We start from the raw sequence: 26387 nt of genomic DNA, 5'->3' as shown, positions 1-26387 counted from the left end.
TCCCCGGCGCGGTCGCGCGCCGGGGACCTCGGTGTGCCGTCGTGGCGGCGCCGGGTGCCGTGGACGCTAGGCCTTGACCACCGCGTCGATCCGGGCGAGTTCGTCCTCGGTGAAGTCCAGGTTGCCGATGGCGGCGACGCTGTCCTCCAGCTGCCGCGGGCTGCTGGCGCCGACCAGGGCCGAGGTGACCCGGCCGCGGCGCAGCACCCAGGCCAGCGCGAGCTGGGCCAGCGACTGGCCGCGCGACTTGGCGATCTCGTCGAGGGTCCGCAGCCGGCCCACGAGGTCCTCGGTGACCGTGTCCGCGCTCAGGAACGGGCTGTCGCTCGCTGCCCGGGAGTCCTCCGGGATGCCGTCCAGGTAGCGGCCGGTGAGCAGGCCCTGCTCCAGCGGCGAGTAGGCGATGGAGCCCACCTGGAGCTCGTCCAGCGTGTCCAGCAGACCCTCGTCCTCGGGACGGCGGTCGAGCATCGAGTAGCGCGGCTGGTGGATGAGCAGCGGGGTGCCCAGCTCGGCCAGGATCCGGGCGGCTTCACGGGTCTGCTCGGCGGAGTAGTTCGAGACGCCGACGTACAGCGCCTTGCCCTGCTGGACCGCCGAGTGCAGGGCGCCCATCGTCTCCTCCAGCGGAGTCTCCGGGTCGGGGCGGTGCGAGTAGAAGATGTCGACGTAGTCGAGGCCCAGCCGGCCGAGGCTCTGGTCGAGCGAGGACAGCAGGTACTTCCGCGAGCCCCACTCGCCGTACGGGCCCGGCCACATCAGATAGCCGGCCTTGGTGGAGACGACCAGCTCGTCGCGGTGGTGCGCGAAGTCCGCCTTCAGGGCGTCACCGAGGGCGGACTCGGCGGCGCCGGGCGGCGGGCCGTAGTTGTTCGCCAGATCGAAGTGGGTGACGCCGAGGTCGAAGGCACGGCGCAGGATCGCGCGCTGGACGTCCACGGGCCGGTCAGGGCCGAAGTTGTGCCACAGGCCGAGCGACAGCGCGGGGAGCTTCAGGCCGCTGCGTCCGGTACGCCGGTAGGGCATGTCCGCGTAACGATCGGGGTGCGGGGTGTACAACGCGTACTCCTGTGAGGCCGGGGAAACAGGCTTCCACTCTCGCGCGCCCGGTGGGCGGCGGTCCAACGGGAGGATCGGATGGCATTGAGCGATCCCGCTTCTCAATCGGTCGGGGCGCCGCCGATCGCCCCTTACTCTTGCCTGTCATGGAACTGCGTCATCTTCAGCACTTCGTCGCCGTCGCCGAGGACCGGCACTTCACCCGGGCGGCGGAGCGACTGATGGTGTCGCAGTCGGGCCTCTCCTCGTCGATCCGGGCGCTGGAGCGGGAGCTGCAGGCGCCGCTCTTCGTCCGTACGACCCGCCGGGTGACCCTCACGGAGGCCGGGCGCGCCCTGTTCGTCGAGGCGGAACGAATACTCGCCCAGGTGCGGTCGGCGCACGACGCCGTGGCCGCCGTGCAGGGGGTGCTGCGCGGCACGCTGTCCCTGGGCACCGAACAATGCATCGCCGGCGTGCACTGTGCCACGCTGCTCGCCGCTTTCCGGCGGCGCCATCCGGACGTGGAGATCCGGCTGCGCCAGGCGGGTTCCGAGGCGCTGGCGGAGGAGGTCGCGGCGGGTCGTCTCGACCTGGCCTTCGCGGTGCGGACCCGTGCCGACTCCGAGCATCTGCGGTCGGTGCCGCTGGCCAGTGAGCCGATGACCGTGCTGTGCCACCCGGACCACCCGCTCGCGGCCGCCGCCGTGGTCACGCCCGGGGAACTGGGCGAGGAGGCGTTCGTCGACTTCCACCCCGACTGGGGGCCGCGGCGCACCACCGACGCGGCGTTCGCGGCGGCGGGCGTGCAGCGGACGGTGGCCCTGGAGGTCAACGACGTCCACAGCCTCCTGGAGCTCGTCCACGAGGGGCTGGGGGTCGCCGTCGTACCGCGCCACTTCGGTCACAAGCCGGAGGCCCGCGCTCTCACCGCGCTGCCCTTCAAGGGGGTCTCGGACGGGTCGTACGAGACCGTCGCGATGCTGCCGCCGGAGGAGGCCACGAGCCCGGCCGCACGGGCCCTGATGGCACTGCTCGACGCCTCCCATGACGACGTCTGAGCCGTCGCGGGCGCCTACGGTCCCGGATGCCGGGGCCGGTGGTTCCGCATTGCCGGGGTAGGTGGTTACGCATCGCCGGGGCCAGTGGTTCCGCATGGCCGGCGTAGGTGGTTCCGGACGCAGGGACCGGCGCGATGCGCGATGGTGGTCCCATGCTTGCCAAGGACATCCTCATCGACGGGTTCGGCCGCATCCGGGAAGAAGTCCATGCCGCTGTCGGCGGCCTCGCGCCGGAGGCCCTCAACGCCCGCCCCGCGGAGACGGCGAACTCGGTCTCCTGGCTGGTCTGGCACCTCACCCGGATCCAGGACGACCACGTCGCGGACGCGGCCGGCACGGAGCAGCTGTGGCTCACCGACGACTGGGCGAAGCGCTTCGCGCTCGACCTGCCGCGGGGCGACACCGGGTACGGCCACACGTCCGCGAAGGTCGCCCGGGTCCGGGTGGAGTCGGGCGACCTGCTGCTCGGCTACTACGACGCGGTCCACGCACGGACCCTCGACTACCTCGGCGGGCTGGCCGCCCACGACTTCGAGCGCGTCGTGGACGAACGCTGGGACCCGCCGGTCACGCTGGGCGTCCGCCTGGTCAGCGTCCTGTCCGACGATCTCCAGCACGTCGGACAGGCCGCCTACGTACGCGGGCTGGTTCAGATGTCGTAACCGGGAAGGACGACGTCCTCGATGAGGGCCTTGCGCTCGTCGAAGGGGATGAACGCGCTCTTGACCGCGTTCACCGTCACGGTGCGCAGGTCCTCCACGCCCCAGCCCGCCTCCTCGACGAGCAGAGACATCTCCCGGGTCATCGTCGTCCCCGACACCAGACGGTTGTCGGTGTTGAGGGTGACGCGGAAGCCCAGGTCCCGCAGGGCGGTGATGGGGTGCTCGGCGACGGACGTCGCCGCGCCGGTCTGGAGGTTGGAGGTCGGGCACATCTCCAGGGCGATCCGGCGGTCGCGCACCCAGCCGGCGAGGCGGCCGAGCTTGCCGTCCACGATGTCCTCGGTGATGCGGACGCCGTGACCGATGCGCTGGGCGCCGCACACCTGGAGCGCCTGGTGGATGCTGGGCAGACCGTGGGCCTCGCCGGCGTGGATGGTGAACGGGACGTTCTCGCGGCGCAGGTGCTCGAAGGCGTCCAGGTGGTCGGCGGGCGGGAAGCCGTCCTCGGCGCCCGCGATGTCGAAGCCGACGACCCCGGCGTCCCGGAACGCCACCGCGAGGTCGGCGGTCTCGCGGGTCCGGTCGAACATCCGCATGCCGCACAGCAGGGTGCCGACGCGCACGGGGGTGCCCGCGGCGGCCGCCTTGGCCATACCGGCGGCAAGGCCCTCCTGCACGGCCTCGACGACCTCGGGCAGGGCCAGCCCGCCGTTGACCATGAGCTCGGGCGCGTAGCGCACCTCGCCGTAGACGACACCGTCCTCGGCCAGGTCGAGGACGTACTCCTCGGCCGTGCGCAGCAGGCCCTCGCGGGACTGCATCACGGCGAGGGTGTGCTCGAAGGTGGCTATGTAGCGGACCAGGTCGCCGGAGTTGGCGGCCTCGTAGTACCAGGCGGCCAATTCCTGCGGGTCCGTGGTGGGCAGGGTGTGGCCGACGGTCTCCGCCAGCTCGACCAGGGTGGCCGGGCGGAGGCCGCCGTCGAGGTGGTCGTGCAGGACCGCCTTCGGCAGGCGGCGGATGGTGTCGGCGTCGATGCGGGGCGCGGTCATGTGCGGTGTTCCTCGTGAGGTCGTTCGGAGCGGGAGGGAGCGGAGGAGCGTGGGGGTGTGCCGGTGCGGCGGCGCCCGCGGAGTGCGGGCCCGCCGGGGCACGGGGGGTGCGGGAGGCCGGGTCAGTCCGCGGGCTGGAGAAGGTCCCAGCGGTTGCCGTACAGGTCCTGGAAGACGACGACCGAGCCGTACGCCTCGTGGCGCGGCTCCTCCAGGAAGGTCACGCCGGCCGCGCGCATCCTGGCGTGGTCGCGGGCGAAGTCGTCGGTGTGGAGGAAGAAGCCGACGCGTCCGCCGGTCTGGTCGCCGATCCGGCCGCGCTGTGCCTCGTTCTTGGCCCGGGCGAGCAGCAGTCCGGTTCCGCCGCCGTCCGCGCCGCCCGGCTCGACCACGACCCAGCGGGAGCCGTCGGGCCGCGGGGTGTCCTCGACGAGGCGGAAACCGAGGGCTTCGGTGTAGTGGCGGATGGCCTCGTCGTAGTCGTCGACGACGAGGGTGACCAGGGCGATGCGTCTCATCGGGGCTCTCCAGGGTTATACGTAACACGTAGGGTACGGCATTCCCTGTGGGACGCCAGGGGCCGCCGTCGACGGCCGCCGGGAGCGCGACCCCGTCCGCACCGGAGAGCCGCGGCTCCGCCTGACGGTGGGGGCCGCGCGGTACCCCGCCCCCTTGCCGGACGGCACCCGGCTCTTGCCGGGCGGCGGCAGGGCGCCGGGCACCGCAGGCTGAGAGGAAGCCGATCTCCGCGGGACGATCCGGGAACGATCCCGGGCGCCGTTCGTCTACAGTTATGTAGACGAAATCGCCGAGGGAGAACGGGTGCGGGCGAGGTGTCCTGCCGCGTGCGCGCCCGACGAGGAAAGGGGCCACATCCATGTCCGCCGCCCCGGGCGTCGCAGCCGCGCGCAAGGCCCACGCCGTCCTGGCCCGGCCGTGAAGCGCGAGGACACCGGCAGGCTCGCCGCGGCGACCGCGCTGGGGAGCCTGATCGCCTTCGTGGTGCTGACGCTGGTCGTGTCCTCGCACGAGGGCGCTCCGTTGCCGGGCGACAGAGGGCTCGCCTCCTGGTCGCTCGGGCACCGCCCGTACGTGGCGCTCGCCGTGGCGCGCGGCGTGACGTACACGGGCACCGGGGTCGTCCCGTACGCGCTGGTCGTCCTGGCCGGTCTCCTCCTCGGCCGGACGGCGCGGCAGCGGGTCGCCGCCGTCACGGCCTGCGTGTGCGCTCTGGCGGCCGCGCAGGCCGTGCGGTTCGCGGTGATGTCACTCGTCGCCCGTCCCCGGCCCCCTGTGGCGAACTGGGCCACCCATGCCTCGGGCTGGTCGTTCCCCTCCGGTCACACCACGACCTCGGCCGTCGCGGGCGGAATCCTCGTCCTCGCGGTACTGGCCCGCGCCCCGCAGTCCAGGAGAGTGCTCGTCCTGCTGATCGGCTGCTGGGCCGTACTCGTCGGCCTGTCCCGCGTCTACCTGGGCGTTCACTGGTTCTCCGACATAGTCGGCGGCTGGCTGTTCGCCCTCTGCTGGCTGAGCCTGCTCGTGTACGCGGCCACGCGACTCCTCCCCGACCCGCGAGGACCCGAGGACGGCCGGGCTGTAGGCTGCGCCCCCGCTCGGATCACTTGAGGAAGGTCATGGAGGAGAGGCTGTCGACCCGTAACCGTCTGGCCAACAGTGGGATCGGAGTCGTTCCGGGGGTTGCCGGGGTCGGGTATGCCGTGCAGGCCGACGGCGGGGTGCATCGGGTGCTCGCGGTGTCGGTCGTGGTCGGGTTCGCCGTGCTGGCCGTCCGTGGGTACCGGCTCGGTGTGACGTACGACCACGCGCGGATCACCATTCGCGGCTACCTGCGCACGCGGGTCATCGACCGAGGGGACATCACCGAGGTCACCGACTTCCCGGCCGTGCGGTGGACGTCCCGCAACGGTCGCGGGCGATGGACTCCGTTGACGGTATTCGTCACGAGCGGCGGCGAGTTCTCCTCGACACGGATGCACAAGGAGCGCGCCGTCGTGAAGGTGCGGCAGTGGGCGCGGCGAGGAGGAAGAGGCGGCGGCGAACGCGGTCGTTCGCCGGGCTCCGTTCCTCGTTGACGTACGACGGACGGCCGCCACCGGCGCGGCCGGACGTCGTGCGTCACGACGGGCTGCTGCCGGTGGCGGCCGGATCCGGCGGGGATCAGTACGTCAGCGCGTCCTCGGCGGTACCGAAGAAGCTGGTGACCTGACCGTCGTTGACGGTGACGGGGCCACCGTTGATCGGAACGGTCGTCGGGCTCTCGGCAGCGGTGAGTGCCACCTCCACCTTGTCGGCGCTCTTGCCGCCCGCGGTGTCGGCGCGCGAGAACAGGATCCCGGCGTACGCGCTCTCGCCGGGCTTCAGGATCCAGTCCTTGCCCTCGGGGCCCATGTGCTCGGCGGCGCCGTCGAGCCCCGGAATCGTGATCACCAGCTCGTTGGCCGACAGCAGGCAGGGGTCGCTGCCCTTGTTGCTCGCGGCCAGCAAGGCGTGGTTGACCGGCCTGGACGCGACGGTGACCTTGTAGGTGAGGTCGGCCGTCTCGCACATGCCGACGCCTCCGTCCTGATCGTCGTCGGAGCCGGGCTCCGGCGACGACGCCGGGGTGCTGGGGCTGGGGCTGGCTGAGGACTTCCCGCTGCCGCCGCCGTCGCCCGGTGCGGCCGACGAGGGCGTGTCGGTGCCCTTGCCCTTGCCCGTCGCGGAAGGGCTCGCTTGCTTGCCCGGGGCGGCCACGTCGTTGTCGGCGTCGCCGTTGCATGCGGTCAGGGCGAGCATGCCGATCGACAGAGCGGCGAGCGCGGCGGCGGTACGGCGTGAACGAACTGAGTGAGCCATGAGAAGTCCCCCGGGATTCGGAATGTCCCGGTGATCGTGCCCTATGGAAGGCGCGCTGCCGACTGATCGCACGGAGCGGGAGCGGTCTTCGAACAGGTTCGTGACATTGTGACGGCGGGGATGTCGGTGTCCGTGCCGGTGGCGGGTGGCTGTATCCGTGGCGGTGGCGACCGGGGGCCTTGGCGATGTCGCAGGGGATGCGTCGTCCACGCTGTACGGTCCGCGCGAGGGAGGGTGCATGTCTGACGACGGCTCAGCACGGGGCAGGCTGCGCGAGGCGGTCACCTGGTCGGCGCGGAGACTTGTGACCATCGTGCTGATCATCCTCGTGACGCTTGCCCTGCTCGACCTGCTGGGCGCCACTCTCGGCGCCGCCGAAGCCGCGCTCTTCATCGTGCTGGGGGGCTTCACCAGTGACGTGGTGTGAGGCCCGGCTGCCCTCCGTGTCCTCACCGAAGCCCGCCCCGGCAGAGCGGGCTTCAGTCGTTGAAGCAGCCGAAGTCCTCGTTGTCCCTGTCCTCGTACGACGTTCGTGATTCCTCGTCGCCGTCGCTGAAGACGACCCGGCCGGCGGCCAGTTGGCGCGGCTGGAAGGTCAGGAATCCCGAGACGAGATCGTCCGACGACATGTTGGCGCGCAGCGCGTACGTGGAGGTGGGCTCCAGCTCGACGGCCAGGGGGTGCCGGGTCGTGAAGCCCTGCGGGGCGATCCCGAGGCGTATGCGGTGGAGGGCGACCCCGTCGGATGCCTTGATGTGCCACAGCAGTTCGCCCGGATCGTCGGCGGTGCCGTCGCGATCCCACCGGTACAGGGCGACCTCGGTGATGCCGTCGTACTTCGCGCCCGGGCACTCACGCCAGCCGATCACCGGACCGGAACTCCCGCTCGCGACGAACAGCGGAGTGAACTGCGCACCGCACGCGCTCAGCAGGAGCGCGAGAACGACGACTCCGATGGAACGCCCCCACTTCATCCTGCGGAGTCTAGGAGGAAAGGCGCACGGCGACACCCCGGCGACCGTCTCGACCTGATACCGATGGACAACCGGTGTCCGCTGCCGTCTCGTCGGGCTCCCGCCTCCACGGCCGCCTGAGAGGTGCCGCACGGTCGCTATCATCGGCCCATGACGTCATATGAGGCCGATGCCGCGTAGAGCCCCGCGTGGGCTTCGGGCCGGGATGTCCCGCCGTCAAAGCGATGCCGCGGTGAGCACCCTGCTGATCGGCACGTGCCCCGGGCCGCCGGCCTGCGCCGATGTGCACACGTACCTCTTCGTCGACGGACTCGACCTCGTGACGCGCAGCGACGGCGGCGCGCTCGGCCTGCACCCCCGTCGGCTCCTCCGCCCGGGCGGACCGCTCCACCCGACGGACGCGCCGCGTGAGGTGAGGATCGCGGACCTCGGCGGGCCCGGGCCGGACCGGGCCGGACTCACCATCACCGTGCGGCTCCGGGGCGAGACGGTCGTCTGGTCCGGTCTGATGTACCCGGACCGCGAACACGGGGTCGTCGAGGAAGTTCGCTTCCAACTGGCGCAGTACCTCGGCGAGGTGCAGCGGGTCCACGGAACCTGGCGCTGACCCGGGTCGGGCGACGGTCCGGTCATTCGACACCTGGGGGCAGCCCGTGGACACCGTCGGCCACGGGTGCCCCTTCCGGGATCTCCAGAGGGCAGATTCCCCAGTTCCGGGCGATGGCCATGACGTTCTGCTCGTTCGGCATGGCGGCGTGCCAGTCGTCCCATTCGGCGTTGCCCCAGTTCTCCCGTCCTTCCTCCAGCCCCCTGTGTCCGACGCCGAGCCGGCTCTCGATCTCGGTGGGCTCGCCAAGTCGCAGCGGCACGTCACCGGTGCAGCCGTTGTAGGAGTAGGCCCGGACGACCCGGCCGGCCTCGACTCTCGCCCAGGCGTGACACTCGCCGATGCGGTCCGTCCTGAAGTACTGAAGGTCGCCCAGGCGCCGGCCGAGCGACCCGAGCCAGTCCAGGACGGCGGGACCGTCGTCCTCGCGTCCGTGGTCGAGGTGGATCCGGCCGTGGGCGAACGTCCAGCCGTCCACGGGGGACGCCACGAACACACCCCGCCTGTACGCCGTTTCCGTTCCCGTCTCCCAGTCCATCGCCACGCGCCCGACCAGTCCGAGCGCGTCGGCGACCGCCCCGCTGCCGGCGCCGGGCACGGCGAGCCAGGACGTCTTGTAACCCATACCCATGACTGATCCCCTCTCCTGTCCGGAGGTGGATCCTGCCTCAGGGCACTGACATCCGCCTTCGGGCCGTGCCCCCGTCGCGACCCGCGAGCCCCGCCTCGGCGGTCCCTCCCCGGGCGAGGCCTCCGCGCGGCCCGCGGGTCGCGTGCGGCTACGGATACACGTACGTGTTCAGGGTGTTCACCGCGGAAGCGGGATCGCCCAGGTCGTAACGGTCCACGGCCAGGAAGTTCGGCTTCTTGCGGGCGGCCGGCTCGCAGAAGCGGCGGGCCCGGTCGGCGAGTTTGGTGTTGTCCGTACCGGCGGTCCCCGAGATGGTGACGTCACGGAAGTGGTTCATGACGAAGAGGGGCCGGAACGCAGGCTCGGTGCGGGTGAGCGGGACGTTCGTGTCCGCGCCGTACCAACGGCTGTAGCAGGACCAGTCGGAGGAGCCGAGGCCCGAACCCATGGACCAGTAGTTCTCCACGGTCCACTCGCGCTGGTACATGACACCGAAGCTGTCCCGGGTCAGTCCCGCGGACTCGTCGGACGAACGGCTGTGGTCGGTGAAGATGAGCAGGCGGTGTCCGGCCGCGGTGAGATCGGCGAGCTTCGGCCAGCCGTGCTCGCGCACGCCGGTGAGATCGGGACGGTAGAGGACGTCGGACAGGCCGTTCACCCGGGCGAGTTCGGCGCGCAGGACGCCCGGGTCGACGTAGTCCTCCAGGAACACGGTGACGAACTGGTCGGGGTGCTGCTTGAGGAAGTCGACCATGCGTTGGAGGTCGACCCACAGCGCGACCGGCCGGCTGACGAGGGTGCAGCTGTTGTGACAGAGGATCGCGCCGTCCGGGGTCTGGTGCAGGTCGAGCATGAACCCCCGGACGCCGTCGGCGAGTTGCTGGTTGATGCCGCGCTTCTGATTGGGCACGAGGTTGACGAAGGGCGGGGCGAAGCCGCCGTCGACCCCGTTCGCGTAGGCGTTGTGCGTGGTGAGGAACGTGACCTGGTCCAGGGTGCGTTGGTCCTGGGACGGCATCGGCCGGGTCGCGGGCGAGACCGGGGTGAGGTACCAGGAGGCGAGGGCGCCCGGCGCGCCGACCGCCAACTGGGCCGGGTAGTTGGCGCCCGACGACTTGTCGGTGACGGTCAAGTACCTGTCCGTTCCGGGGGCTTTGAGGGCGTACCGGTCGGTGCCGCTCGGCGTCACCTCCCAGGTGGCGTCCGTGCTCGTACACGCGACGGTCCGGGCCTGGTCGCCCGAGCGGCCCAGGCAGCTTCCGGCCGCGTCGGCGCTTTCGAGCACGAAGGAGGTGCCGGTCTGGCGCAGGGTCCACTGCTGGTGGTCCTCGTTGCCCTTGGGGTTGTGCTGGACGACCGCTCCCGCACTGTCGGCGGCGTTCAGCCCCGTGACGGCACTCTGGACGTAGAAGGAGCCCGCGGTGGGCACTTCGGCGGCGTCCGCGGGCGCGGGGGCGGCGACAACGGATCCCAGTACGGCGGTGGCGGCGAGCAGGGAGCGTCGGCTCGGTCTCATGGCACGTGATCCCTTCCTGTGGGGAGCATGAGCATGCCATGGGGAGACCTGTCGGCGAGGTGGTGACGGTACGGATCGCGTCATGGACGGTGGCCGGGGGCCGGGGATCGCGCTCGTGGCCGCGTACCGACGGATCGCGGTCCCTGCCGTGGGCCGACGGTCCGTGGGCCGACGGAGCGCGGTCGCTGCCAGGGACCGGCGGATCGCGATCGCTGCCAGGGACCGGCGGATCGCGGTCGCCGCGTGGATCGGTGGTGCTGCGTGCGCCCGCCGGCCGGGGTCAGGCGCCGCCCGGTCGCGTGCCGGGGTGCTCGATCCGCGTGACGAACGCGGTGATGTCGGCGACCACGCGTTCGGGCTGTTCCCAGTGGACGGAGTGCCCGGTCCCCGGATAGGCGAGGAAGTCGGCGCCGTGGACGGCGTCCAGGATCGTCTGCTGGTCCTCGCGCGGCAGGAATTCGTCCTGTTCACCCCAGATGACGAGTGTGGGCACGAGGATGCCCCCGAGGGTGGCGCGGAGATCGGCGTCGAGGAGACCGCGGGCGGTGTCCTTCCAGACCTGCGCGGGAAGTTTCAGGTTCTCCTCCACCATCGTCTCGACGAACCCCCGGGCGATCGGGCGGGCCACGGTGCCGGCGAGGAAGTCCTCGACGAACGCCCGCGGCACCGGATCGGCCAGGTCCTCCATGGCCGTCACCATGTCGGTCACCGCCGGTTTGTCCGCGAGGGTGCCGGGGACGCCGAGCAGTACCAGGCCCGCGATGCGGTCGGGGTGGCTGCCGGCGACGATCCGGGCCGGGACGCCGCCGCTGGACGCCCCGACCAGGACGGCCCGGGGGATGTCGACCGCGTTCAGGAAGGCCACCAGGTCGGCGGCGAAGTCGTCGGGGGTGTAGCCCTCCGGGGGCCGGTCGGCGTCGCCGTGCCCGCGCTGTGTGGGGGCGTATCCGTGCAGGGACGCCGGAAGGCGCCTCAGCAGGGGCTCGAAGGACCACCATGAGTCGGCCAGACCGTGCACGAAGACGACCGGCGTACCACTGGGGTAGCCGGCTTCGGCGTACGGGAGGGTGAGACCTTCCCGCAGCTGCGCGGACTTCAGGGAGATCACGGTCACGGCACCCTGCCTCCTTCCGCCCTGCCACCGGGGTCCGGGCACCCGGGCGCGGAGAGCGAGCGGCGATCACCTCCGACAGTACCGAGGGGCGGCACGCGCCGCGCTGCGAACCGGTCCGCCCGCGCCGTTCGAATGAACCGGAGCGCGCGCGGGCGCGTGCCGGCCCCGGCGATTGAACCCCTGGCGAGACGCGAGCGGAGGGGCCCGGGGCTCCTGGCCCCGAGAGGCTTCCGGAGGGTCCGGTGTGTACCCCTCCGGCGGCGCGGACGTCGTACAGCGAGCTGAGCTCGGGTTCTGACGGCGGGACCCACTCCCGCTCCGTCGCCGGGAGCGGTTAGTGTGTCCGTCGTACCGGACACGGGGTGCCCCGTCCGAGGGCTGAGATCACACCCGTCGAACCTGAACCAGTTCATACTGGCGGAGGGATGTCTTCCATGCCATTGGCGCATGTTTCCGGCGGGCTGCCCGCCGACAGCCGGCCCGCCGTCTTCGACGGACGGATGCCGGCCGCACCCGGCGACCTCCGCGTGGAGGGTCACGGCATCGAGCCCGTCCCCGAGGGCAACCGCTACGGCGGGGCGGGGCGCCTGTTCACCGTGTGGTTCGCCCCGAACCTGACGATGACGGGCGTGTTCACCGGCACGATCGGCATCGCGCTCGGCCTGGACTTCACCACCGCGCTCGCCGCGGTCGTCCTCGGGACCGTGCTCGGCGCTCTGCCCACCGCCTATCTGAGCACCTGGGGCGGCCTCACCGGCACCGGCCAACTCCCCCTCGCACGGCTCGCGTTCGGCCGGTCCGTGGTGCTGCCCGGCGCGCTCCAGTGGCTGTCCTCGGTCGCCTGGGACGCGTTGATCGGCCTGTTCGGCGGGGACGCGCTGGCGCGGCTGTGCGGCTGGCCGTTCTGGCTCGGGGTCCTGGTCATGATGGCCGCCCAGGGGGCGCTCGGCGTCCTCGGCTACGAAGCCGTCCACCGCCTCCAGATCGTCATGACGTTCGTGCTCGCCGTGGCCTTCGCGGTGATCGCCTGGCGCATGCTCGACGGCGTCCATCCGGCCGCGACCGGGTCCGCGACCGGCGCCGACCGGGCGGGCGCGTTCGTCCTCACCAGCACCATCGCGCTGAGCCTGTCGCTGTCCTGGGCGCCGTACGCCGGTGACTTCAGCCGCTATCTGCCCCGCACGACGTCCCGCCCGCGCATGTTCTGGTGCACCCTGCTCGGGCTCGTCGCGTCCTTCGTCGCCGTGCAGGTCCTCGGGCTGTGGGGCGCGTCGGTGCTGACCGACCAGACGGCGGCGGGTGTGGACGCGCTGCTGGGCGGCGGCGCGCCGGGCGCGTTCGGGCTGCTGGCCGTGGCAGTGGCGGCGGTGTGCAGCAACGCGATGAACGACTACAGCGGTTCGCTGGCCCTGCAGACCCTGGGCGTGCGGATACCGCGACCGGTCGCCGCCGCCCTGGCCGCGGTGCTCGGTTTCCCGCTGGTGCTCTGGATGCACGCCGCCGACACCACGGCACGCTTCCAGAACGTGCTGCTGTTCGTGGGCTGTTGGATCCCCGGGTTCGTCGCGATCGTCGTCGTCGACTGGATCGCCCGGGGGCGGGAGCGCGCGGGCGCCCCGGTCGACGTCGCCGCCGAGATGTCCCGTCCGCTCCCCGGATGGCCGTCACTGGTGGCCTTCGTCGCGGCGTTCGGCGCGGCCGTGCCGTTCATGGACACGAGCCTGTACGTCGGTCCGGTGGCCGAGGCGCTGCACGGCGCCGATCTCTCCTACTACGTGGCGTTCCTCGTCGCCCTCGCCCTCTACGCCCCGCTGCGGCTGCGCCGCCGCGCCTGAGGGCCGACCGTCGCTCCGCCGGTCCCGGCCTTCGTGCCGGGAGCCGTATCCGAGAGGAACAGCACCATGCCCACCCCGCCCCGCGTCCTGACGATCGCCGGATCCGATTCCGGCGGCGGCGCAGGAATCCAGGCCGACCTCAAGACCATGCTCGCGCTGGGCGCCCACGGGATGAGCGTGCTCACCGCCGTGACCGCGCAGAACTCCGTGGGTGTGCAGGGGGCTTGGGAACTGTCCGAGGAGGCGGTACGGGCCCAGTACCGCAGTGTGGTCGACGACATCGGCGTGCAGGCCGTGAAGACGGGGATGCTCTCCTCGCCCGGACTCGTCGCCACCGTCGCCGAGTTGCTGTCCGACGTGGGCGCGCCAGTCGTCGTGGACCCGGTGAGCGTCTCCAAGCACGGGGACCGGCTGCTGGCCGACGACGCGCTGGACGCCGTACGGACCCGGCTGCTGCCGCGGGCGACCGTGGCCACCCCGAATCTCGACGAGGTCGCGCAGCTCACCGGTGTGAAGGTGGACGGCGAGGCGGACATGCGCCGGGCCGCCGGTCTGCTGCTCGCGTTCGGTCCCCGCTGGGTGCTCGTGAAGGGCGGTCATCTGCCGGGTCAGGCAGTCGATCTGCTCACCGACGGAACGGCCGAGCACTGGCTGCGCGCGCCGCGCCACGACAACCGGCACACGCACGGCACGGGGTGCACGCTCGCCTCGGCCGTCGCGGTGGGCCTGGCCGAGGGCCTCGATGTGCCGGAGGCGGTACGCCGGGCCAAGGCGTACGTGACCGGCGCGATCGAGGCCGGTTTCTCCCTCGGTGCCGGTATCGGACCGGTGGACCACGGATGGCGGCTGCGCAGGGACGGCTGACCTCGGCGCGGCCCGGCACCCCGCGCCCGGCACCCGTTCCGGCGTCCCGGACACGTCCTGCCCCGAAAGGTGAACACCCGGGCTCCTGGCGGCGTACTGATCGGCACAGCGACAGTCGTCTGCCCGCCCGTCAGGTACGCGGACCGGCAGATCCGGATCCAAGGAGCACACCATGAAGGCGACCGCACAGATCGGCGTCACAGGGCTCGCCGTGATGGGCCGCAATCTGGCCCGCAACTTCGCCCGGAACGGCTACACCGTCGCCGTCCACAACCGCACCCCCGCACGCACCAAGGCACTGGTCGAGGAGTTCGGGCACGAGGGCGCCTTCGTGGCGGCCGAGTCGGCCGAGGACTTCGTGGCGGCGCTGGAGCGTCCCCGCCGCCTCATGATCATGGTGCAGGCGGGTGCCGCGACCGACGCCGTCATCGAGGAGTTCGCGCCGCTGCTCGAAACCGGCGACATGATCATCGACGGGGGCAACGCCCACTTCTCCGACACCCGCCGGCGTGAACAGTCGCTGCGCGAGCGCGGCATCCACTTCGTCGGCGCGGGTGTGTCCGGCGGCGAGGAGGGCGCGCTCAACGGGCCGAGCATCATGCCCGGCGGCTCCCCCGAGTCGTACGCCTCGCTGGGCCCGATGTTCGAGTCGATCAGTGCCAAGGTGGACGGCGAGCCCTGCGCCACGCACATCGGCACCGACGGCGCCGGTCACTTCGTCAAGATGGTCCACAACGGCATCGAGTACGCCGACATGCAGCTGATCGGCGAGGCCTACGACCTGCTCCGGCGCGTCGGGGGCTACACCCCGCCGCAGATAGCGGAGATCTTCCGGCGCTGGAACAAGGGCCGCCTCGACTCGTACCTCATCGAGATCACCGCCGAGGTGCTGGCGCACACGGACGCCGCCACCGGGCAGCCGTTCGTCGACGTCGTGGTGGACGCCGCGGGACAGAAGGGCACCGGCCGCTGGACCGTGCAGACCGCCCTGGACCTGGGCTCCCCGGTCACCGCCATCGCGCAGGCCACCTTCGCGCGCGCCGCCTCCAGCCAGGACGGACTGCGCTCCGCCTACCGCGGTCTGCCCGGCGGCACCCATTGGGACCTGTCGGGGACCGAGGCCGAGCGTTTCACCAGCCAGGTCGAACACGCCCTGTACGCATCGAAGCTGATCGCCTACGACCAGGGCTGGAAGATGATCCTGGACGCCGCCGCCGAGTACGGCTGGGACATCGACCTCGGCGAGGTGGCGAAGATCTGGCGCGGCGGCTGCATCATCCGCGCGGCGTTCCTCGACCGTATCCGTGCCGCGTACGCCGTCGACCCGGGCCTGGTGAGCCTGCTGTCCGACGCCGGGTTCGCCACCGAGATCAAGGACGCCCAGGTCCCGTGGCGCGAGGTCGTCTCCATCGCCACCCGCAGAGGCGTCCCGGTACCCGCGTTCTCCGCGGCGCTGTCCTACTACGACACCCTGCGCGCCGACCGGCTGCCGGCCGCCCTCACCCAGGGCCAGCGCGACTTCTTCGGTGCCCACACCTACCGGCGCACCGACCGCAAGGGCAGCTTCCACACGCTGTGGGGCGAGGCGTCCCGCGGTGAGACCGAGATGCTGTGATCTCTGCCCCCTGACGGGCGACGAGTGAGCGCGGGGCGGGCCGCACATCCGTGGTGACGGATGTGCGGCCCGCTTCGTCGTGACGGCCTGGCGTCTCAACCCGCGCTCGTGCGGGACCCGTCGAGCCCGGTGACGAGCCGTGCCATCTCCGCGGCCGGCAGCGAGGGGTCGGCGGCCGCCGCCTCCGCCACCTGCCGGTCGGGGTCGGAGAGCAGTTCCACGATCACCTTCGGCGGGAGGGCCGGGTGAGCAGCTGTCACGCGCCTCGCCCGGTCGTCCGCGAGGCAGGCCGACAGGGCCCGGGCCGTCGCGTTGCGGTGCCCGGCGATCTCCCGGAGGGCCTTCCGCACCGGCGGTGCCTGGCGCGTCAGGTGTTCCAACAACCCGTGAGTCGCACCGGGGTTGGCCGCCACCCGGGCCAGGACCTGACGTCCGTGCCGGTCGACCATGGCCCTCAACTGCCCCTCGGTGAGGCCCGGGTGCGGCGCGACGGCCTTGACCACCCTCGCGTCGGGGTCACTTGCCAGCGCGTCGCGCGTCCCGGGCGGCAGATCACGGCGTTGGGCCGCGAGCACGCGGGCCGCCGGGTCCGGCGACCGGGCCAGGTCCTCGATCTCGGCGGGAGTCGCGGCGGCGACACGGGGAAGCTGCGTGGCCCCGACCTTGGCGGTCCGGGCCAGTTCGGTGAGCACGTCGAGCGGGACACGGGGATGCCGGGCGAGGCTACGGCGCACCGCGATGTCCGGGTCCCGCGCCAGGACGCGGATGACGTCCTCGCCGGTCGCGGGGTTCTCGGCGAGGTCGGCACGGACGCCGGGAACGGGGTCCGCGGCGAGCCGGGCGCACACCTGCGGGGGCAGATCCTCACGGGCGGCGATCGTCCAGCGCAGCAGCGTCGAAGGGTGGTCCGCGAAACGCACGACCGCTTCGACGGGGGTGCCCGGGTTGCCGAGTGCCGCGACCCGCAGCACGTGGACGGTGGACTCGTGGGAGCCGTCGCAGGAGGCGCCCGGTCCCGGATCGCAGTCCGTCCGGGAGCACTCGGGATCGTGGGTGAAGGGGGTCGCCTCGCGGTCGCAGACCAGGCAGTGCCGCGCGGGCGGCAGTCCCTCGCCGGTGATGAGCGCGGCCAGGACGTCCGGGGGTGTCGCCTCGTTGCACGCCACCGCGCGGCGTACCTCGGCGTGCGGATGCACCGCGAGCCTCGCGGCCGTCTCCGGTGTGGTCCACAGGGCGAGTTCCGCGACGACCGTCGGATCCGGGTCCGTGGCGAGCCTGTCCACCACGTCGGCCGGGAGGCCGGGGCAGGCGGCCAGCTTCTCCCGGCGTCGCGCCACCGGGTCCGCCGCGAGGAGGCGCGCCCACTCCGGGCTGCCGGACCCCTCGTCGAGCAGGGCGAGGGCGATGTCCGGCCGCGTCACGGGATCGACGTCCGCGGCTGTCAGCCTCCCGGCGCGGGCGAGCCGCACGCCGCACTCGGGGGCGTGCTGGAGGAGGGCGACCGCCTGCGCGTGGCTGAGGTCCTCCCGGTCCGCGAGGTCATCGGCGAGGTCGGTGTCCGCGACAGCGATCAGCCGGTCGACCAGTTCGGTCGGCAAAGCCGAGTTGGCGGCGAGACCGCTCAGGGCGTGGTTCACAGGAGGCATCCTGCCTCGGGCCGCGGTGGAGCGGCCCGGGGTTTTCCCGGCGCGGGGATCACTGCGCGGCGAGTCCGTGGGCCCTGAACTGGTTGCGGACGCGTTCGGTCAGCGACGGTTCGGGCACGGGGGTGTCGCGCAGGAGGAAGGGGATGCCCAGGGCTTCGTACTTGGGGGCGCCCATCGTGTGGAAGGGGAGGACGTCCACGCGGTCGACGTTCCCGAGCCCGGAGAGGAACCGGGCGAGTCCGTCGATGGGCCCGGGGGCGTCGGTGCGGCCCGGGACGAGGACATAGCGGATCCACACCGGGATGCCGAGCCGGTCGAGCCTGGTGGCGAAGTCGAGCGTCGGGGCGAGTTCGCCGCCGGTGAGCTCGCGGTAGGCGGCGACGTCGAAGGACTTGATGTCGAGCAGCACCAGGTCGGTGTCCGCGAGGAGTTCGTCGTCCGCGCGGGCGCCGAGGAAACCGGAGGTGTCCAGGGCGGTGTGCAGTCCCGCCTCCTTGCAGCGGCGCAGCACCGCACCGGTGAAGGCGGGCTGGAGCAGGGGCTCGCCACCGGTGACGGTCACCCCTCCCCCGGCGGCGGTGACGAACGACCGGTACTTCCCGATCTCCGCCATCACCTCGTCGACGGTGACCTCCCGGCCGTCGCGCAGGTGCCAGGTGTCGGGATTGGCGCAGTAGAGACAGCGCAGCGGGCAGCCGTTGACGAAGAGGACGAACCGGGTCCCTGGGCCGTCCACGCCGGTGGACAGGTCCCAGGAGTGGATGCGGCCCGTGGTGGCGGTCCTCACAGCGTTCCGTGGAAGGTGCGGCTGATCACGTCGAGCTGCTGCTCGCGGGTCAGGCGGACGAAGTTGACGGCGTAGCCGGAGACCCGGATGGTCAGCTCCGGGTACTTCTCCGGGTGCTCCATCGCGTCCTCCAGGGTCGCCCGGTCCAGGACGTTGACGTTCATGTGGAAGCCGCCGGCGGCCGTGTAGGCGTCGAGGATGCCGACCAGATGGCCGGCGCGCTCGCCGGGCACGTGTCCGAGGCCCTCCGGGGTGATCGTCGTCGTCAGCGAGATGCCGTCGCGGGCGTGCTCGTAGGGCAGTTTGGCGACGGAGAGCGCCGAGGCGGCCACCCCGTGCCGGTCACGGCCGTTCATCGGGTTCGCGCCGGGCGCGAAGGGCGCCCCCGCGCGGCGGCCGTCGGGCGTGTTGCCGGTGTGCTTGCCGTAGACGACGTTCGAGGTGATCGTCAGCACCGACTGCGTGTGTTCGGCGTCCCGGTAGGTGGGGTGCTCGCGCACCTTCGTCATGAAGGAGTCCACGAGGGCGACCGCGATGGCGTCGGCGCGGTCGTCGTTGTTGCCGTACGCCGGGTACGCGCCCTCGGTCTCGTAGTCGACGGCGAGACCGCTCTCGTCGCGGATCACCCTGACCCGGGCGTACTTGACGGCCGAGAGGCTGTCGACGGCCACGGAGAGGCCCGCGATGCCGCAGGCCATGAAGCGGTGCACCGGATGGTCGTGGAGCGCCATCTCGACACGCTCGTAGGCGTACTTGTCGTGCATGTAGTGGATGACGTTGAGCGCGTTGACGTAGGTCTCCGCCAGCCAGTCCAGCGTGACGTCGTACGCCTTCCACAGCTCCTCGTACTCCAGGTACTCCCCCGTCAGCGCCGGGGTCTCGGGGGCGATCCGCTCGCCGGTCATCTCGTCCCGGCCGCCATTGACGGCATACAGCAGTGCCTTGGCGAGGTTGACGCGCGCGCCGAAGAACTGCATCTGCCGGCCGACCGTCATCGCGGAGACGCAGCAGGCGATCGCGGTGTCGTCTCCGGTGCGGGGGCGCGTCAGTTCGTCGGACTCGTACTGGACGGCGCTGGTGTCGATCGAGACCTGGGCGCAGAACTCCTTGAACCCGGACGGGAGTCGGGGCGACCAGAGGACGGTGAGGTTGGGCTCGGGGGCCGGTCCCAGGTTGTAGAGGGTCTGCAGGAAGCGGAACGAGGTGCGGGTGACGAGCGGGCGGCCGTCCTCGCCGATGCCGCCGATGGACTCCGTGACCCAGGTCGGGTCGCCGGAAAACAGCGCGTCGTACTCGGGGGTGCGCAGGAACCGTACGATCCGCAGCTTGATCACGAAGTCGTCGATCAGTTCCTGGGCACGGGTCTCGTCCAGGAGCCCGGCGGCCAGGTCGCGCTGGAGGTAGACGTCCAGGAACGTCGAGGTGCGGCCCAGGGACATGGCGGCGCCGTTCTGCTCCTTCACGGCGGCGAGATAGCCCAGGTAGAGCCACTGCACGGCCTCGTGCGCGGTCGCGGCGGGACGCGCGACGTCGCAGCCGTACGTGGCGGCCATCCGGGTCAGTTCGCCCAACGCCCTGATCTGCTCGGCGAGTTCCTCGCGGTCGCGGATGATGTGCTCGGTGGACGGCGCGGCGTCGAGTACGGCACGTTCGGCCCTCTTGGCGGCGATGAGCCGGTCGGTGCCGTACAGCGCCACACGCCGGTAGTCGCCGATGATCCGGCCCCGGCCGTACGCGTCCGGCAGGCCGGTGATGATGCCGGCCTTGCGGGCGGCGCGCATGGCGGGGGTGTACGCGTCGAAGACGCCGTCGTTGTGGGTCTTGCGGTAGGTGCCGAAGACGCGGGTGACGAAGGCGTCGGGCTCGTAGCCGTACGCCTTCAGTCCGTTCTCGACCATGCGCAGACCGCCGTTCGGCATGATGGCGCGCTTCAGCGGCGCGTCGGTCTGGAGGCCGACGATCAACTCCCGCTCGCGGTCGATGTATCCGGGGGCGTGCGAGGTGATCGTGGACGGGGTCGCCGTGTCGACGTCGAGGATTCCCCTGGCACGCTCCTCGGGGAAGAGCGCACCGAGCTTGCCCCAGACCGCCCGGGTGCGCTCCGTCGGCCCGGTCAGGAAGGCCGCGTCGCCCTCGTACGGGGTGTAGTTGGCCTGGATGAAGTCGCGCACGTCGATCCGCTCGCGCCACGGCGTTCCCCCGAAGCCCTGCCAAGCCTCCGCCGTCCGGCTGTCGGCCGTCACCGTTGTGGTCATCGCCGGTCTCCCTCGCACAGTGTCGGATGGTCTGCGCTCTGCGCACGTTCCGCACCTTCGATGCTTGTCCTGCGCGGTGGTTCCGGCGAGGGCCGGAGAGTACCTGCGAGGGCGCCGAAGGCCCCCGGTCCGGGGGCCGTTCGGCCCCCGCTCACCTCAGGTGGGCAGGTCGACGCCGTACAGTGTGCGCCCTGCGACGAGCTCGCGTCCGGTGACGAGTTCGGACGCGATCCGGATGAAGACGTCGTGGGGCGAGGCCGCCCAGGACCGGGGTCCGGTCCGGGTGAGGCGGTCGTGTTCGGCGGGATCGCTCACCACCAGGGCGCGGCCCGTCACGACCACGCTCCAGCCGGAGTGCGCGGCCGCGTCCACCGAGTCGGCCTCGAACGCCACCACGACACCGTCGATGGACCGCGCCAGCTCCGAGTCGGCCGCCGTCCGCAGCACGACGGCGGACTCGCCGTCGAGACGGAAGTTGACCGGCAGGACCGCGGGCAGGGCGTCCCGCGTGTGGACGACCCGTCCGATCGGCGCGCCGCCGAGCCGGTCCAGGCACTCCTGCCGGCCGAGTTCACGAAAGCCGTCGTCGGGATTCATCACCGGAGCCAACTCTCACCCTTCGGAGCGACACAGCAGTACGGCGACCTGCGGTTCAGGGCCGGGCGACGTCAGTGTGCGGCGATCCGGCGGCCGGAGATCCTTTCCTCGTCGACGCGCACCCACAGGTCGCGTTCCGCGCCGCCGGCCCAGGGACGGCTGTAGGCGAGGGCGTCGAGCCGCCGGACGGCGTCGGCATCGATCACGGCACGGGCACGTCCCTGGACGAGGACGCTCCAGCCCTGGCTGAGGGCCTCGTCGACGTGATCCACCTCGAAGGCGACCCGGGCCCCGACCGCCGTGGCGAGTACCGAACCGGGCGCCGTCCGGAACATGACCGACCCGTCGGCGACGCTGTAGTTGACAGGTAGGACGACCAGCCCGTCGGCACCGTGGGCGGCGACCCTTCCGACGCCGTGCGTCGACAGCCGGGCCCGGCACTCCGCGGGATCGAGTTCGATCAGCTCCGAGTGATCCGCCGCCCGGCCGACGCCCGGCGGCAGACCGGCCCCGCCCCCCTGCAGTGCGGCGACGCCGGTGTCGAGGGCGTCCGCGATCCTGATCAGGGCGCTCGTCCCCGGGGCCGCGCTGGGCTGCTGCTCCACGTACTGGAGATAGCCGGCGTCGATGCCCGCGCGGGCGGCCACGTCCTGCCGGGTCATACCGAGTTCCGCGCGCCGCGCGGCGATACGCCTCCCGACATCGCCGGCCCCGGTCGCCCGTCGAGCCTCTTCGGCCATGACGCTTCGTGTCTGCTCGGACATGACCAGCACCATCCTTCCGGCGGGGCGTCCCGGCGGGCGGAGGGCTCCACGCGAGGGTGTCCCGACGAGTGGGGCGTCCCGACGGCCAAGACGGACATCGCCCCGTCAACGGCTTGTTCGGTACACGAATCAACCTCGTACATCCACCCTGACCGGGGAAGACGCTCGGCGCATGGGCCGATCGGGCCCCGTCGACGGACCGAACGACCTCTGCCACCGCTCGCGCGCACAGCGATCCCCTTGCACTGTTGGGGTGTAACGAGGAGGTGCGGTGCCATGCGCGGAGCACAGGGTGCGAGGCAGTGGTGCTGGCGCTGGCGGAGGAATCCGCTGCGTCGCCGTGACGACGTCTTCGAGGCGTGGATCGTGCTGATCGTCTGGACGGTGATGGTGCTGGGCGGCACCCTCGCCGGTCTGGTGACGGCCCACGCCGCCGACGAGTCCTTCACGCGGCTGCGCCACGACCGGCACGCCGTCCCGGCCGTCCTGGTCGGCGCCACGGGATCGGCGGTCCCGGCCGGTGAGGGGGCGGCGTACGACCATGTCCGGGCGACGGTCAGATGGACGGCGGCGGACGGGGCACCGCGCGTCGGCACGGCCCTGGTGGAATCCGGGCACAAGGCCGGAGCGCACGTGGTGATCTGGCTGGACGCGCTCGGCCGCCCCACCACGGAACCGCCGACCACGAGCGCCGCGGCGACCGAGTCCACACTGCTGGGCGTCGGCGCCGCCGTGGCCCTCGGCGGTCTGGTCTTCGGCGTCGGCGGCGTCGTCCGGTGGCGGCTCGACCAGCGGCGCTACAACCGGTGGGAGCGCGAGTGGGAACGGCTCGGACCGCAGTGGGGGCACAAGACGCCCTGACCACCGGTCCACCCGCTCGGCGTCCTGGACGCGGGAACGCCAAGGGCCCCGGGAGATTCCCGGGGCCCTTCGGCAGGTGACGGTGTTCGGACCCTCAGTCGTGCGGGACGACCGCCACCGGTGCCGCGGAGTGGTGCAGGACCGCCTGTGTCACGGGGCCGACGTGGCTGCCCACCGGGGACTGCCGGTTGCGGCGGCCGACCACGACCAGCGCGGCGTTCCGCGATGCCTCCACGAGATGGGGCCCCGCGCTGCCGATCACGGCCTGCCGGCGCACCTCGACGGCCGGGAACTTCTCCAGCCAGGGGGTCAGTGTCTCGGTGAGCCGGCGCTGCGCCTCGGTGAGCAGCTCCGCGTTGACGCCCGCGTCGAAGGCTCCGCCGTAGCCGTAGTACGGCGGCAGGCTCCAGCCGTGGATGACGTGCAGGTCCGTGACCCTGTGGGCCGCCGCCCGGAAGGCGAACCCGATGACGGAGGCGTCCGGGTGCTCCAGGTCGAGCCCGAGTACGACCTCCTCGCGCCCCGGCGCTTCCTCCGCGGGCCGCGCGTCGGCTCGTACGAGAACGATCGGCGTGCGGCTGCGGGCCACCACGGCCTGCGCGACCGACCCGGTGAGGAAGCCGGCGACCTGGCCGAGGCCCCTGGACCCGAGCACCAGCAGTCCGGCGTCCTCGGCGGCGTCCAGCAGCGCGGTGACCGGCTGCTCCGCGACGCGCTCGGCCGTGACGGACAGGCCGGGGTGGTCCGCGACGAGCTTGTCCGCCGTCTCGTGCGGCAGACGTTCGGCCCACTCGCGCTGCGGGTCCTCCGCGGGCGGCGGTACCGCGACGCCGGCCGACGGGCCGTACACGTAGGGATGCCACAACCAGGCGTGCACGAGGTGCAGCCGGGCGTCCGTGCGCCGGGCCTCACCGGCTGCCCACTCGGCTGCGGCGAGGCTTTCGGGCGAGCCGTCGAGACCGACGACGATGGTGCGGGACATCTGGGGACCTCCTTGGGGATGCGGGACGAGTCTCGCGTTCGCGCGGGCTCCGGAGGAGGGGCCGCTGGTCCCTGGCAGGGACCAACCGGCCCCTGTGGCAGGCGACTTCACGCCTCCCGGCCGTCGACGCCGCCGCCGTCCGGCCCCGCGGCCGAGCGGGTGCCCGCCGCCGGTCCGCCGGAACCCCGCACCCACGACGAATCGGCCCGGAACGGTGAAACGGCGGAGCACCCGCGAGGTGGCTAGGAACTTCGCAGTGGGTCGGGGCACTTCGCAGTGCGGGCACGGTGAAGGGGCGGGGCACTTCGAAGGGGGCGCGCGGCGAAGGGGCGGGGCACGGTGCGGCGCCCTCGCGCACTCACGAGGGCGCCGCACCGGATGCGGTCGTGGTCAGCGCAGCCAGGGGCTCCGGCTCACGACGGGAAGCCGCTCCCAGAGCCGGCCCAGACCCCAGGTGGCACCGGCGCCCGCGGCGGCGAGGGCCACGAGGACGACCGCGTAGATCACGTGGTAGTCGACGAAGGGATGGGGCGACATGCTCGGCGAACCGTCGGACAGGTGCCGGGCGGGCGGCCATTCGGCGAGCCACATGAACGCCATCATCACGGTGCCGGCGACCGCGGCGAGCCGCAGGGCGACACCGGCGACGAGGGCGATGCCGACGCCGAGCAGACCCGCCATGAACAGCCAGTCGGCCCAGGCGGCGCCGGCCCAGGAGTGGAACGTCGACTCCATCGGTCCCGCGGCGACTCCGCCGAGGAATCCCTTGGTGGGCGAGCCGCCGTCGATCCAGCCCTTGCCGGACGGGGTGGCGTAGCCGAACCCGAAGGTCTTGTCGAGGAAGGCCCACAGGAAGACGAACCCCGTCAGCAGACGCAGGCCCGCGAAGACGTACGAGCGGAGCGTCGTGGCCGAGACGTTCGCCGCCTCGCCCGATGCCTGTGCCGAACGGGTCCCACGCGAAGCAAGGCGGAACCCGGCGTGCCGGCGCGGTTGCTCGTGGACTGCCATGATGCTGATCCCTCCCAGGGGTGTTCGACATGGTCATGGTCTTGTTCTCGTTGCGCCTTCAATGTCCCGCCGGCGCAAGGGAGTTCGGAGGGGCCGCGAGTCCCCGGCCGCGGGGCCGAAGGTCCCTGTTCGGTGCGGCACGGCGTTGCCGGCCCCGGCCCGTGCCAGGTGGCCCGCGACCGGGGCCGGACGGCCCATGGCGGCCGGCGGACGGCGGGCGGAGATTTGAGGCGGAAGGATCGCGCGCCAGAAGGGCAGGATCATGAGCACTTCCACCACATCCACCATGCTGCGGGCGCTGCCCGCCGCTCACCGGGAGCAGCTGCTGCGGCTGGCCCGCGAGGTGTCGTTCCCCGAGGGCACCCGGCTGTTCGAGGAGGGACGTCACGCGGACCGGTTCTGGATCATCCGGACCGGGACGGTGGCCCTCGACCTGCGGGTCCCCGGCCGCCGCGCGGCGGTCATCGAGATCCTCGGGCACAACGAACTCGTCGGCTGGTCCTGGCTGTTCGCGCCGCACACCTGGCATCTGGGCGCGGAGGCGACGAGCCCCGTGCGCGCCTACGAGTTCGACGCCGAGGACGTCCGGGCGCTGTGCCACGACGATCCCGCGCTGGGCATGGCCGTGACCCAGTGGGTCGGGGAGATCGTCGCCCACCGGCTCCAGTCGGCCCGGACCCGGCTGCTCGACCTGTACGCCCCCTACGGGAGCGGCAGCGCGCGCTGAGATCGGGCGCCGCGCCGACGGCAGCGGAAGGCGCAACGGCACGCGAGGACCTCCGCGGGCCCGGATGGGGCCGGTCGGCCCTAGTGCGCCGGGGCCGCAGGCGTGATGATCGAGGTGAGCGGATCCACGGTCCGTGGTCCGTCACTGAACAAGGGGTCGTCATGGCCGAGGCGCGTACGTTCTCCGAGCGCAACCCGATCAGGGTCTTCCTGCTCGACGACCACGAGGTGGTACGCCGTGGGCTGACCGACCTCCTCGACGCCGAACCGGACATCTCCGTGGTCGGCGACGCGGACAGCGTGGAGCACGCCCTCGTACGCGGCCCCGCGCTGCGCCCCGACGTGGCGGTTCTCGACGTACGCCTCCCGGACGGCGACGGCATCACCGTCTGCCGGGAGCTGCGCAGCCAGATGCCCGAGCTGTCCTGTCTGATGCTGACGTCGTTCGACGACGAGGAAGCGCTGCTCGACGCGATCATGGCCGGGGCCGCGGGCTACGTACTGAAGCAGATCAAGGGTTCCGACCTGATCTCGGCGGTCCGTACCGTCGCGTCCGGCCAGTCGATGCTGGACCCGACGACGACCGCCCGGCTGATGCGCAAGCTGCGCACGGACCCGGCCGAGGAGCCGCCGGTCTCGCAGGAGCTCGCCGGTCTCTCGCCGCGCGAGCGGGACATCCTGGCGCTGATCGGGGACGGGCTCACGAACCGTGAGATCGGCAAGGAGCTGTATCTGTCCGAGAAGACGGTGAAGAACCACATCTCCCGGCTGCTGGCCAAGCTCGGTGTCCAGCGCCGCGTCCAGGCCGCGGTTCTCGCCAACCAGCTCGAACACCCGGAAGCGGCCGGCCACCACTCCTCCCGCTGAGTCCGGCCCCGGTCCGGGCCGGGCGCACCCCCGCAGGTCCCACGTGCCCCCGGTCCCGGTCTC

At 72.1% G+C, this 26387-nt stretch carries 27 protein-coding genes and 1 riboswitch; of the genes, 12 read left to right on the top strand and 15 right to left on the bottom strand.

Annotated elements, in window-relative coordinates; all coding sequences use genetic code 11:
* Positions 1-66 precede the first annotated feature (66 nt).
* A complete protein-coding gene (gene mgrA, locus ACFYYF_RS12230) occupies positions 67-1059 on the bottom strand; it encodes an L-glyceraldehyde 3-phosphate reductase (RefSeq protein WP_365485062.1) in 993 nt (330 codons plus the stop codon).
* 146 nt (positions 1060-1205) lie between these two features.
* Between mgrA and ACFYYF_RS12225 the strand changes: the two genes are divergently transcribed.
* A complete protein-coding gene (locus tag ACFYYF_RS12225) occupies positions 1206-2099 on the top strand; it encodes a LysR family transcriptional regulator (protein ID WP_388774219.1) in 894 nt (297 codons plus the stop codon).
* Between the two features lie 152 nt (positions 2100-2251).
* Positions 2252-2761 carry a DUF664 domain-containing protein gene (locus ACFYYF_RS12220; RefSeq protein WP_388774217.1) on the top strand — a complete coding sequence of 170 codons (510 nt, stop codon included), beginning with the start codon at positions 2252-2254 and terminating at the stop codon, positions 2759-2761.
* Here ACFYYF_RS12220 and ACFYYF_RS12215 read toward each other — a convergent pair.
* Entirely contained in the window at positions 2749-3813 is a 1065-nt protein-coding gene (locus tag ACFYYF_RS12215) for an adenosine deaminase (RefSeq protein WP_388774214.1), read from the bottom strand. The two genes, ACFYYF_RS12220 and ACFYYF_RS12215, sit on opposite strands and share 13 nt — an antisense overlap.
* Positions 3814-3935: 122 nt before the next feature.
* Positions 3936-4331, bottom strand: a complete 396-nt coding sequence (locus ACFYYF_RS12210; RefSeq protein WP_388774211.1) for a VOC family protein — start codon at positions 4329-4331, stop codon at positions 3936-3938.
* A 418-nt stretch (positions 4332-4749) separates the two neighbouring features.
* Between ACFYYF_RS12210 and ACFYYF_RS12205 the strand changes: the two genes are divergently transcribed.
* Together ACFYYF_RS12205 and ACFYYF_RS12200 are read left to right on the top strand one after the other, a co-directional pair.
* Positions 4750-5442, top strand: coding sequence for a phosphatase PAP2 family protein (locus ACFYYF_RS12205; RefSeq protein ID WP_388774209.1), 693 nt, complete (start codon positions 4750-4752; stop codon positions 5440-5442).
* An 8-nt stretch (positions 5443-5450) separates the two neighbouring features.
* A complete protein-coding gene (locus tag ACFYYF_RS12200; RefSeq protein WP_388774206.1) occupies positions 5451-5909 on the top strand; it encodes a hypothetical protein in 459 nt (152 codons plus the stop codon).
* Positions 5910-5994: 85 nt separating this feature from the next.
* Here the strand turns inward: ACFYYF_RS12200 and ACFYYF_RS12195 are convergent, their stop codons facing one another.
* Positions 5995-6672, bottom strand: a complete 678-nt coding sequence (locus ACFYYF_RS12195) for a DUF4232 domain-containing protein (protein ID WP_388774204.1) — start codon at positions 6670-6672, stop codon at positions 5995-5997.
* A gap of 238 nt (positions 6673-6910) precedes the next feature.
* On the opposite strand from ACFYYF_RS12195, the gene ACFYYF_RS12190 reads away from it, so the two are divergent.
* Entirely contained in the window at positions 6911-7099 is a 189-nt protein-coding gene (locus ACFYYF_RS12190; RefSeq protein WP_388774201.1) for a hypothetical protein, read from the top strand.
* A gap of 52 nt (positions 7100-7151) precedes the next feature.
* Here the strand turns inward: ACFYYF_RS12190 and ACFYYF_RS12185 are convergent, their stop codons facing one another.
* Positions 7152-7646, bottom strand: coding sequence for a hypothetical protein (locus tag ACFYYF_RS12185; protein WP_388774199.1), 495 nt, complete (start codon positions 7644-7646; stop codon positions 7152-7154).
* Between the two features lie 232 nt (positions 7647-7878).
* Here ACFYYF_RS12185 and ACFYYF_RS12180 point away from each other — a divergent pair, with 232 nt between their 5' ends.
* The gene (locus tag ACFYYF_RS12180) at positions 7879-8253 is read left to right on the top strand and encodes a hypothetical protein (protein ID WP_388774197.1); all 375 of its coding nucleotides are present in this window, start codon (positions 7879-7881) and stop codon (positions 8251-8253) included.
* Between the two features lie 22 nt (positions 8254-8275).
* Here the strand turns inward: ACFYYF_RS12180 and ACFYYF_RS12175 are convergent, their stop codons facing one another.
* From ACFYYF_RS12175 to ACFYYF_RS12165, 3 genes are all read right to left on the bottom strand, one after another.
* Positions 8276-8884, bottom strand: a complete 609-nt coding sequence (locus ACFYYF_RS12175) for a hypothetical protein (protein WP_388774195.1) — start codon at positions 8882-8884, stop codon at positions 8276-8278.
* 148 nt (positions 8885-9032) lie between these two features.
* Positions 9033-10400 carry an RICIN domain-containing protein gene (locus tag ACFYYF_RS12170; protein WP_388774193.1) on the bottom strand — a complete coding sequence of 456 codons (1368 nt, stop codon included), beginning with the start codon at positions 10398-10400 and terminating at the stop codon, positions 9033-9035.
* Positions 10401-10680: 280 nt separating this feature from the next.
* Positions 10681-11514, bottom strand: coding sequence for an alpha/beta fold hydrolase (locus tag ACFYYF_RS12165; protein WP_388774191.1), 834 nt, complete (start codon positions 11512-11514; stop codon positions 10681-10683).
* 348 nt (positions 11515-11862) lie between these two features.
* A riboswitch (TPP riboswitch) is annotated at positions 11863-11957 on the top strand.
* Between ACFYYF_RS12165 and ACFYYF_RS12160 the strand changes: the two genes are divergently transcribed.
* The 3 genes from ACFYYF_RS12160 to gndA all read left to right on the top strand — a co-directional run bounded on the left by ACFYYF_RS12160 (position 11949) and on the right by gndA (position 15828).
* Entirely contained in the window at positions 11949-13349 is a 1401-nt protein-coding gene (locus ACFYYF_RS12160; protein WP_388774189.1) for a purine-cytosine permease family protein, read from the top strand. It overlaps the preceding riboswitch by 9 nt.
* A gap of 66 nt (positions 13350-13415) precedes the next feature.
* Entirely contained in the window at positions 13416-14213 is a 798-nt protein-coding gene (gene thiD / locus ACFYYF_RS12155) for a bifunctional hydroxymethylpyrimidine kinase/phosphomethylpyrimidine kinase (RefSeq protein WP_388774187.1), read from the top strand.
* A gap of 172 nt (positions 14214-14385) precedes the next feature.
* Positions 14386-15828, top strand: coding sequence for an NADP-dependent phosphogluconate dehydrogenase (gndA, locus tag ACFYYF_RS12150; RefSeq protein WP_388774185.1), 1443 nt, complete (start codon positions 14386-14388; stop codon positions 15826-15828).
* 95 nt (positions 15829-15923) lie between these two features.
* On the opposite strand, the gene ACFYYF_RS12145 is transcribed toward gndA, so the two are convergent.
* The 5 genes from ACFYYF_RS12145 to ACFYYF_RS12125 form a co-directional block, all read right to left on the bottom strand.
* On the bottom strand, positions 15924-17465 hold the full coding sequence (locus ACFYYF_RS12145; protein WP_388774183.1) for a hypothetical protein: 1542 nt from the start codon (positions 17463-17465) through the stop codon (positions 15924-15926).
* 58 nt (positions 17466-17523) lie between these two features.
* A complete protein-coding gene (gene pflA, locus ACFYYF_RS12140) occupies positions 17524-18261 on the bottom strand; it encodes a pyruvate formate-lyase-activating protein (protein ID WP_388774180.1) in 738 nt (245 codons plus the stop codon).
* Positions 18258-20516, bottom strand: coding sequence for a formate C-acetyltransferase (gene pflB / locus ACFYYF_RS12135; protein ID WP_388774177.1), 2259 nt, complete (start codon positions 20514-20516; stop codon positions 18258-18260). Before pflB ends, pflA begins: the two co-directional genes overlap by 4 nt.
* 156 nt (positions 20517-20672) lie before the next feature.
* Positions 20673-21113, bottom strand: a complete 441-nt coding sequence (locus ACFYYF_RS12130) for a pyridoxamine 5'-phosphate oxidase family protein (protein WP_388774175.1) — start codon at positions 21111-21113, stop codon at positions 20673-20675.
* 71 nt (positions 21114-21184) lie between these two features.
* Complete coding sequence (locus ACFYYF_RS12125) at positions 21185-21877, bottom strand: helix-turn-helix domain-containing protein (RefSeq protein WP_388774173.1); 693 nt, start codon at positions 21875-21877, stop codon at positions 21185-21187.
* Positions 21878-22153: 276 nt separating this feature from the next.
* Between ACFYYF_RS12125 and ACFYYF_RS12120 the strand changes: the two genes are divergently transcribed.
* The gene (locus ACFYYF_RS12120) at positions 22154-22738 is read left to right on the top strand and encodes a hypothetical protein (RefSeq protein WP_388774171.1); all 585 of its coding nucleotides are present in this window, start codon (positions 22154-22156) and stop codon (positions 22736-22738) included.
* Positions 22739-22832: 94 nt separating this feature from the next.
* Here the strand turns inward: ACFYYF_RS12120 and ACFYYF_RS12115 are convergent, their stop codons facing one another.
* Together ACFYYF_RS12115 and ACFYYF_RS12110 are read right to left on the bottom strand one after the other, a co-directional pair.
* Positions 22833-23720 (bottom strand): universal stress protein, encoded by an 888-nt coding sequence (locus ACFYYF_RS12115; RefSeq protein ID WP_388774168.1) that lies wholly within the window; start codon positions 23718-23720, stop codon positions 22833-22835.
* A gap of 390 nt (positions 23721-24110) precedes the next feature.
* Positions 24111-24731 carry a hypothetical protein gene (locus tag ACFYYF_RS12110; RefSeq protein ID WP_388774166.1) on the bottom strand — a complete coding sequence of 207 codons (621 nt, stop codon included), beginning with the start codon at positions 24729-24731 and terminating at the stop codon, positions 24111-24113.
* Positions 24732-24993: 262 nt separating this feature from the next.
* Here ACFYYF_RS12110 and ACFYYF_RS12105 point away from each other — a divergent pair, with 262 nt between their 5' ends.
* Together ACFYYF_RS12105 and ACFYYF_RS12100 are read left to right on the top strand one after the other, a co-directional pair.
* Positions 24994-25458 carry a cyclic nucleotide-binding domain-containing protein gene (locus ACFYYF_RS12105; protein ID WP_388774163.1) on the top strand — a complete coding sequence of 155 codons (465 nt, stop codon included), beginning with the start codon at positions 24994-24996 and terminating at the stop codon, positions 25456-25458.
* Positions 25459-25619: 161 nt separating this feature from the next.
* The gene (locus tag ACFYYF_RS12100) at positions 25620-26324 is read left to right on the top strand and encodes a response regulator transcription factor (protein WP_361682473.1); all 705 of its coding nucleotides are present in this window, start codon (positions 25620-25622) and stop codon (positions 26322-26324) included.
* Positions 26325-26387: the final 63 nt, after the last annotated feature.

Source organism: Streptomyces sp. NPDC001914 (assembly GCF_042891215.1).
In the GTDB taxonomy this organism is placed as follows: domain Bacteria; phylum Actinomycetota; class Actinomycetes; order Streptomycetales; family Streptomycetaceae; genus Streptomyces.
This window is presented reverse-complemented; position numbering and strand designations above follow the sequence as displayed.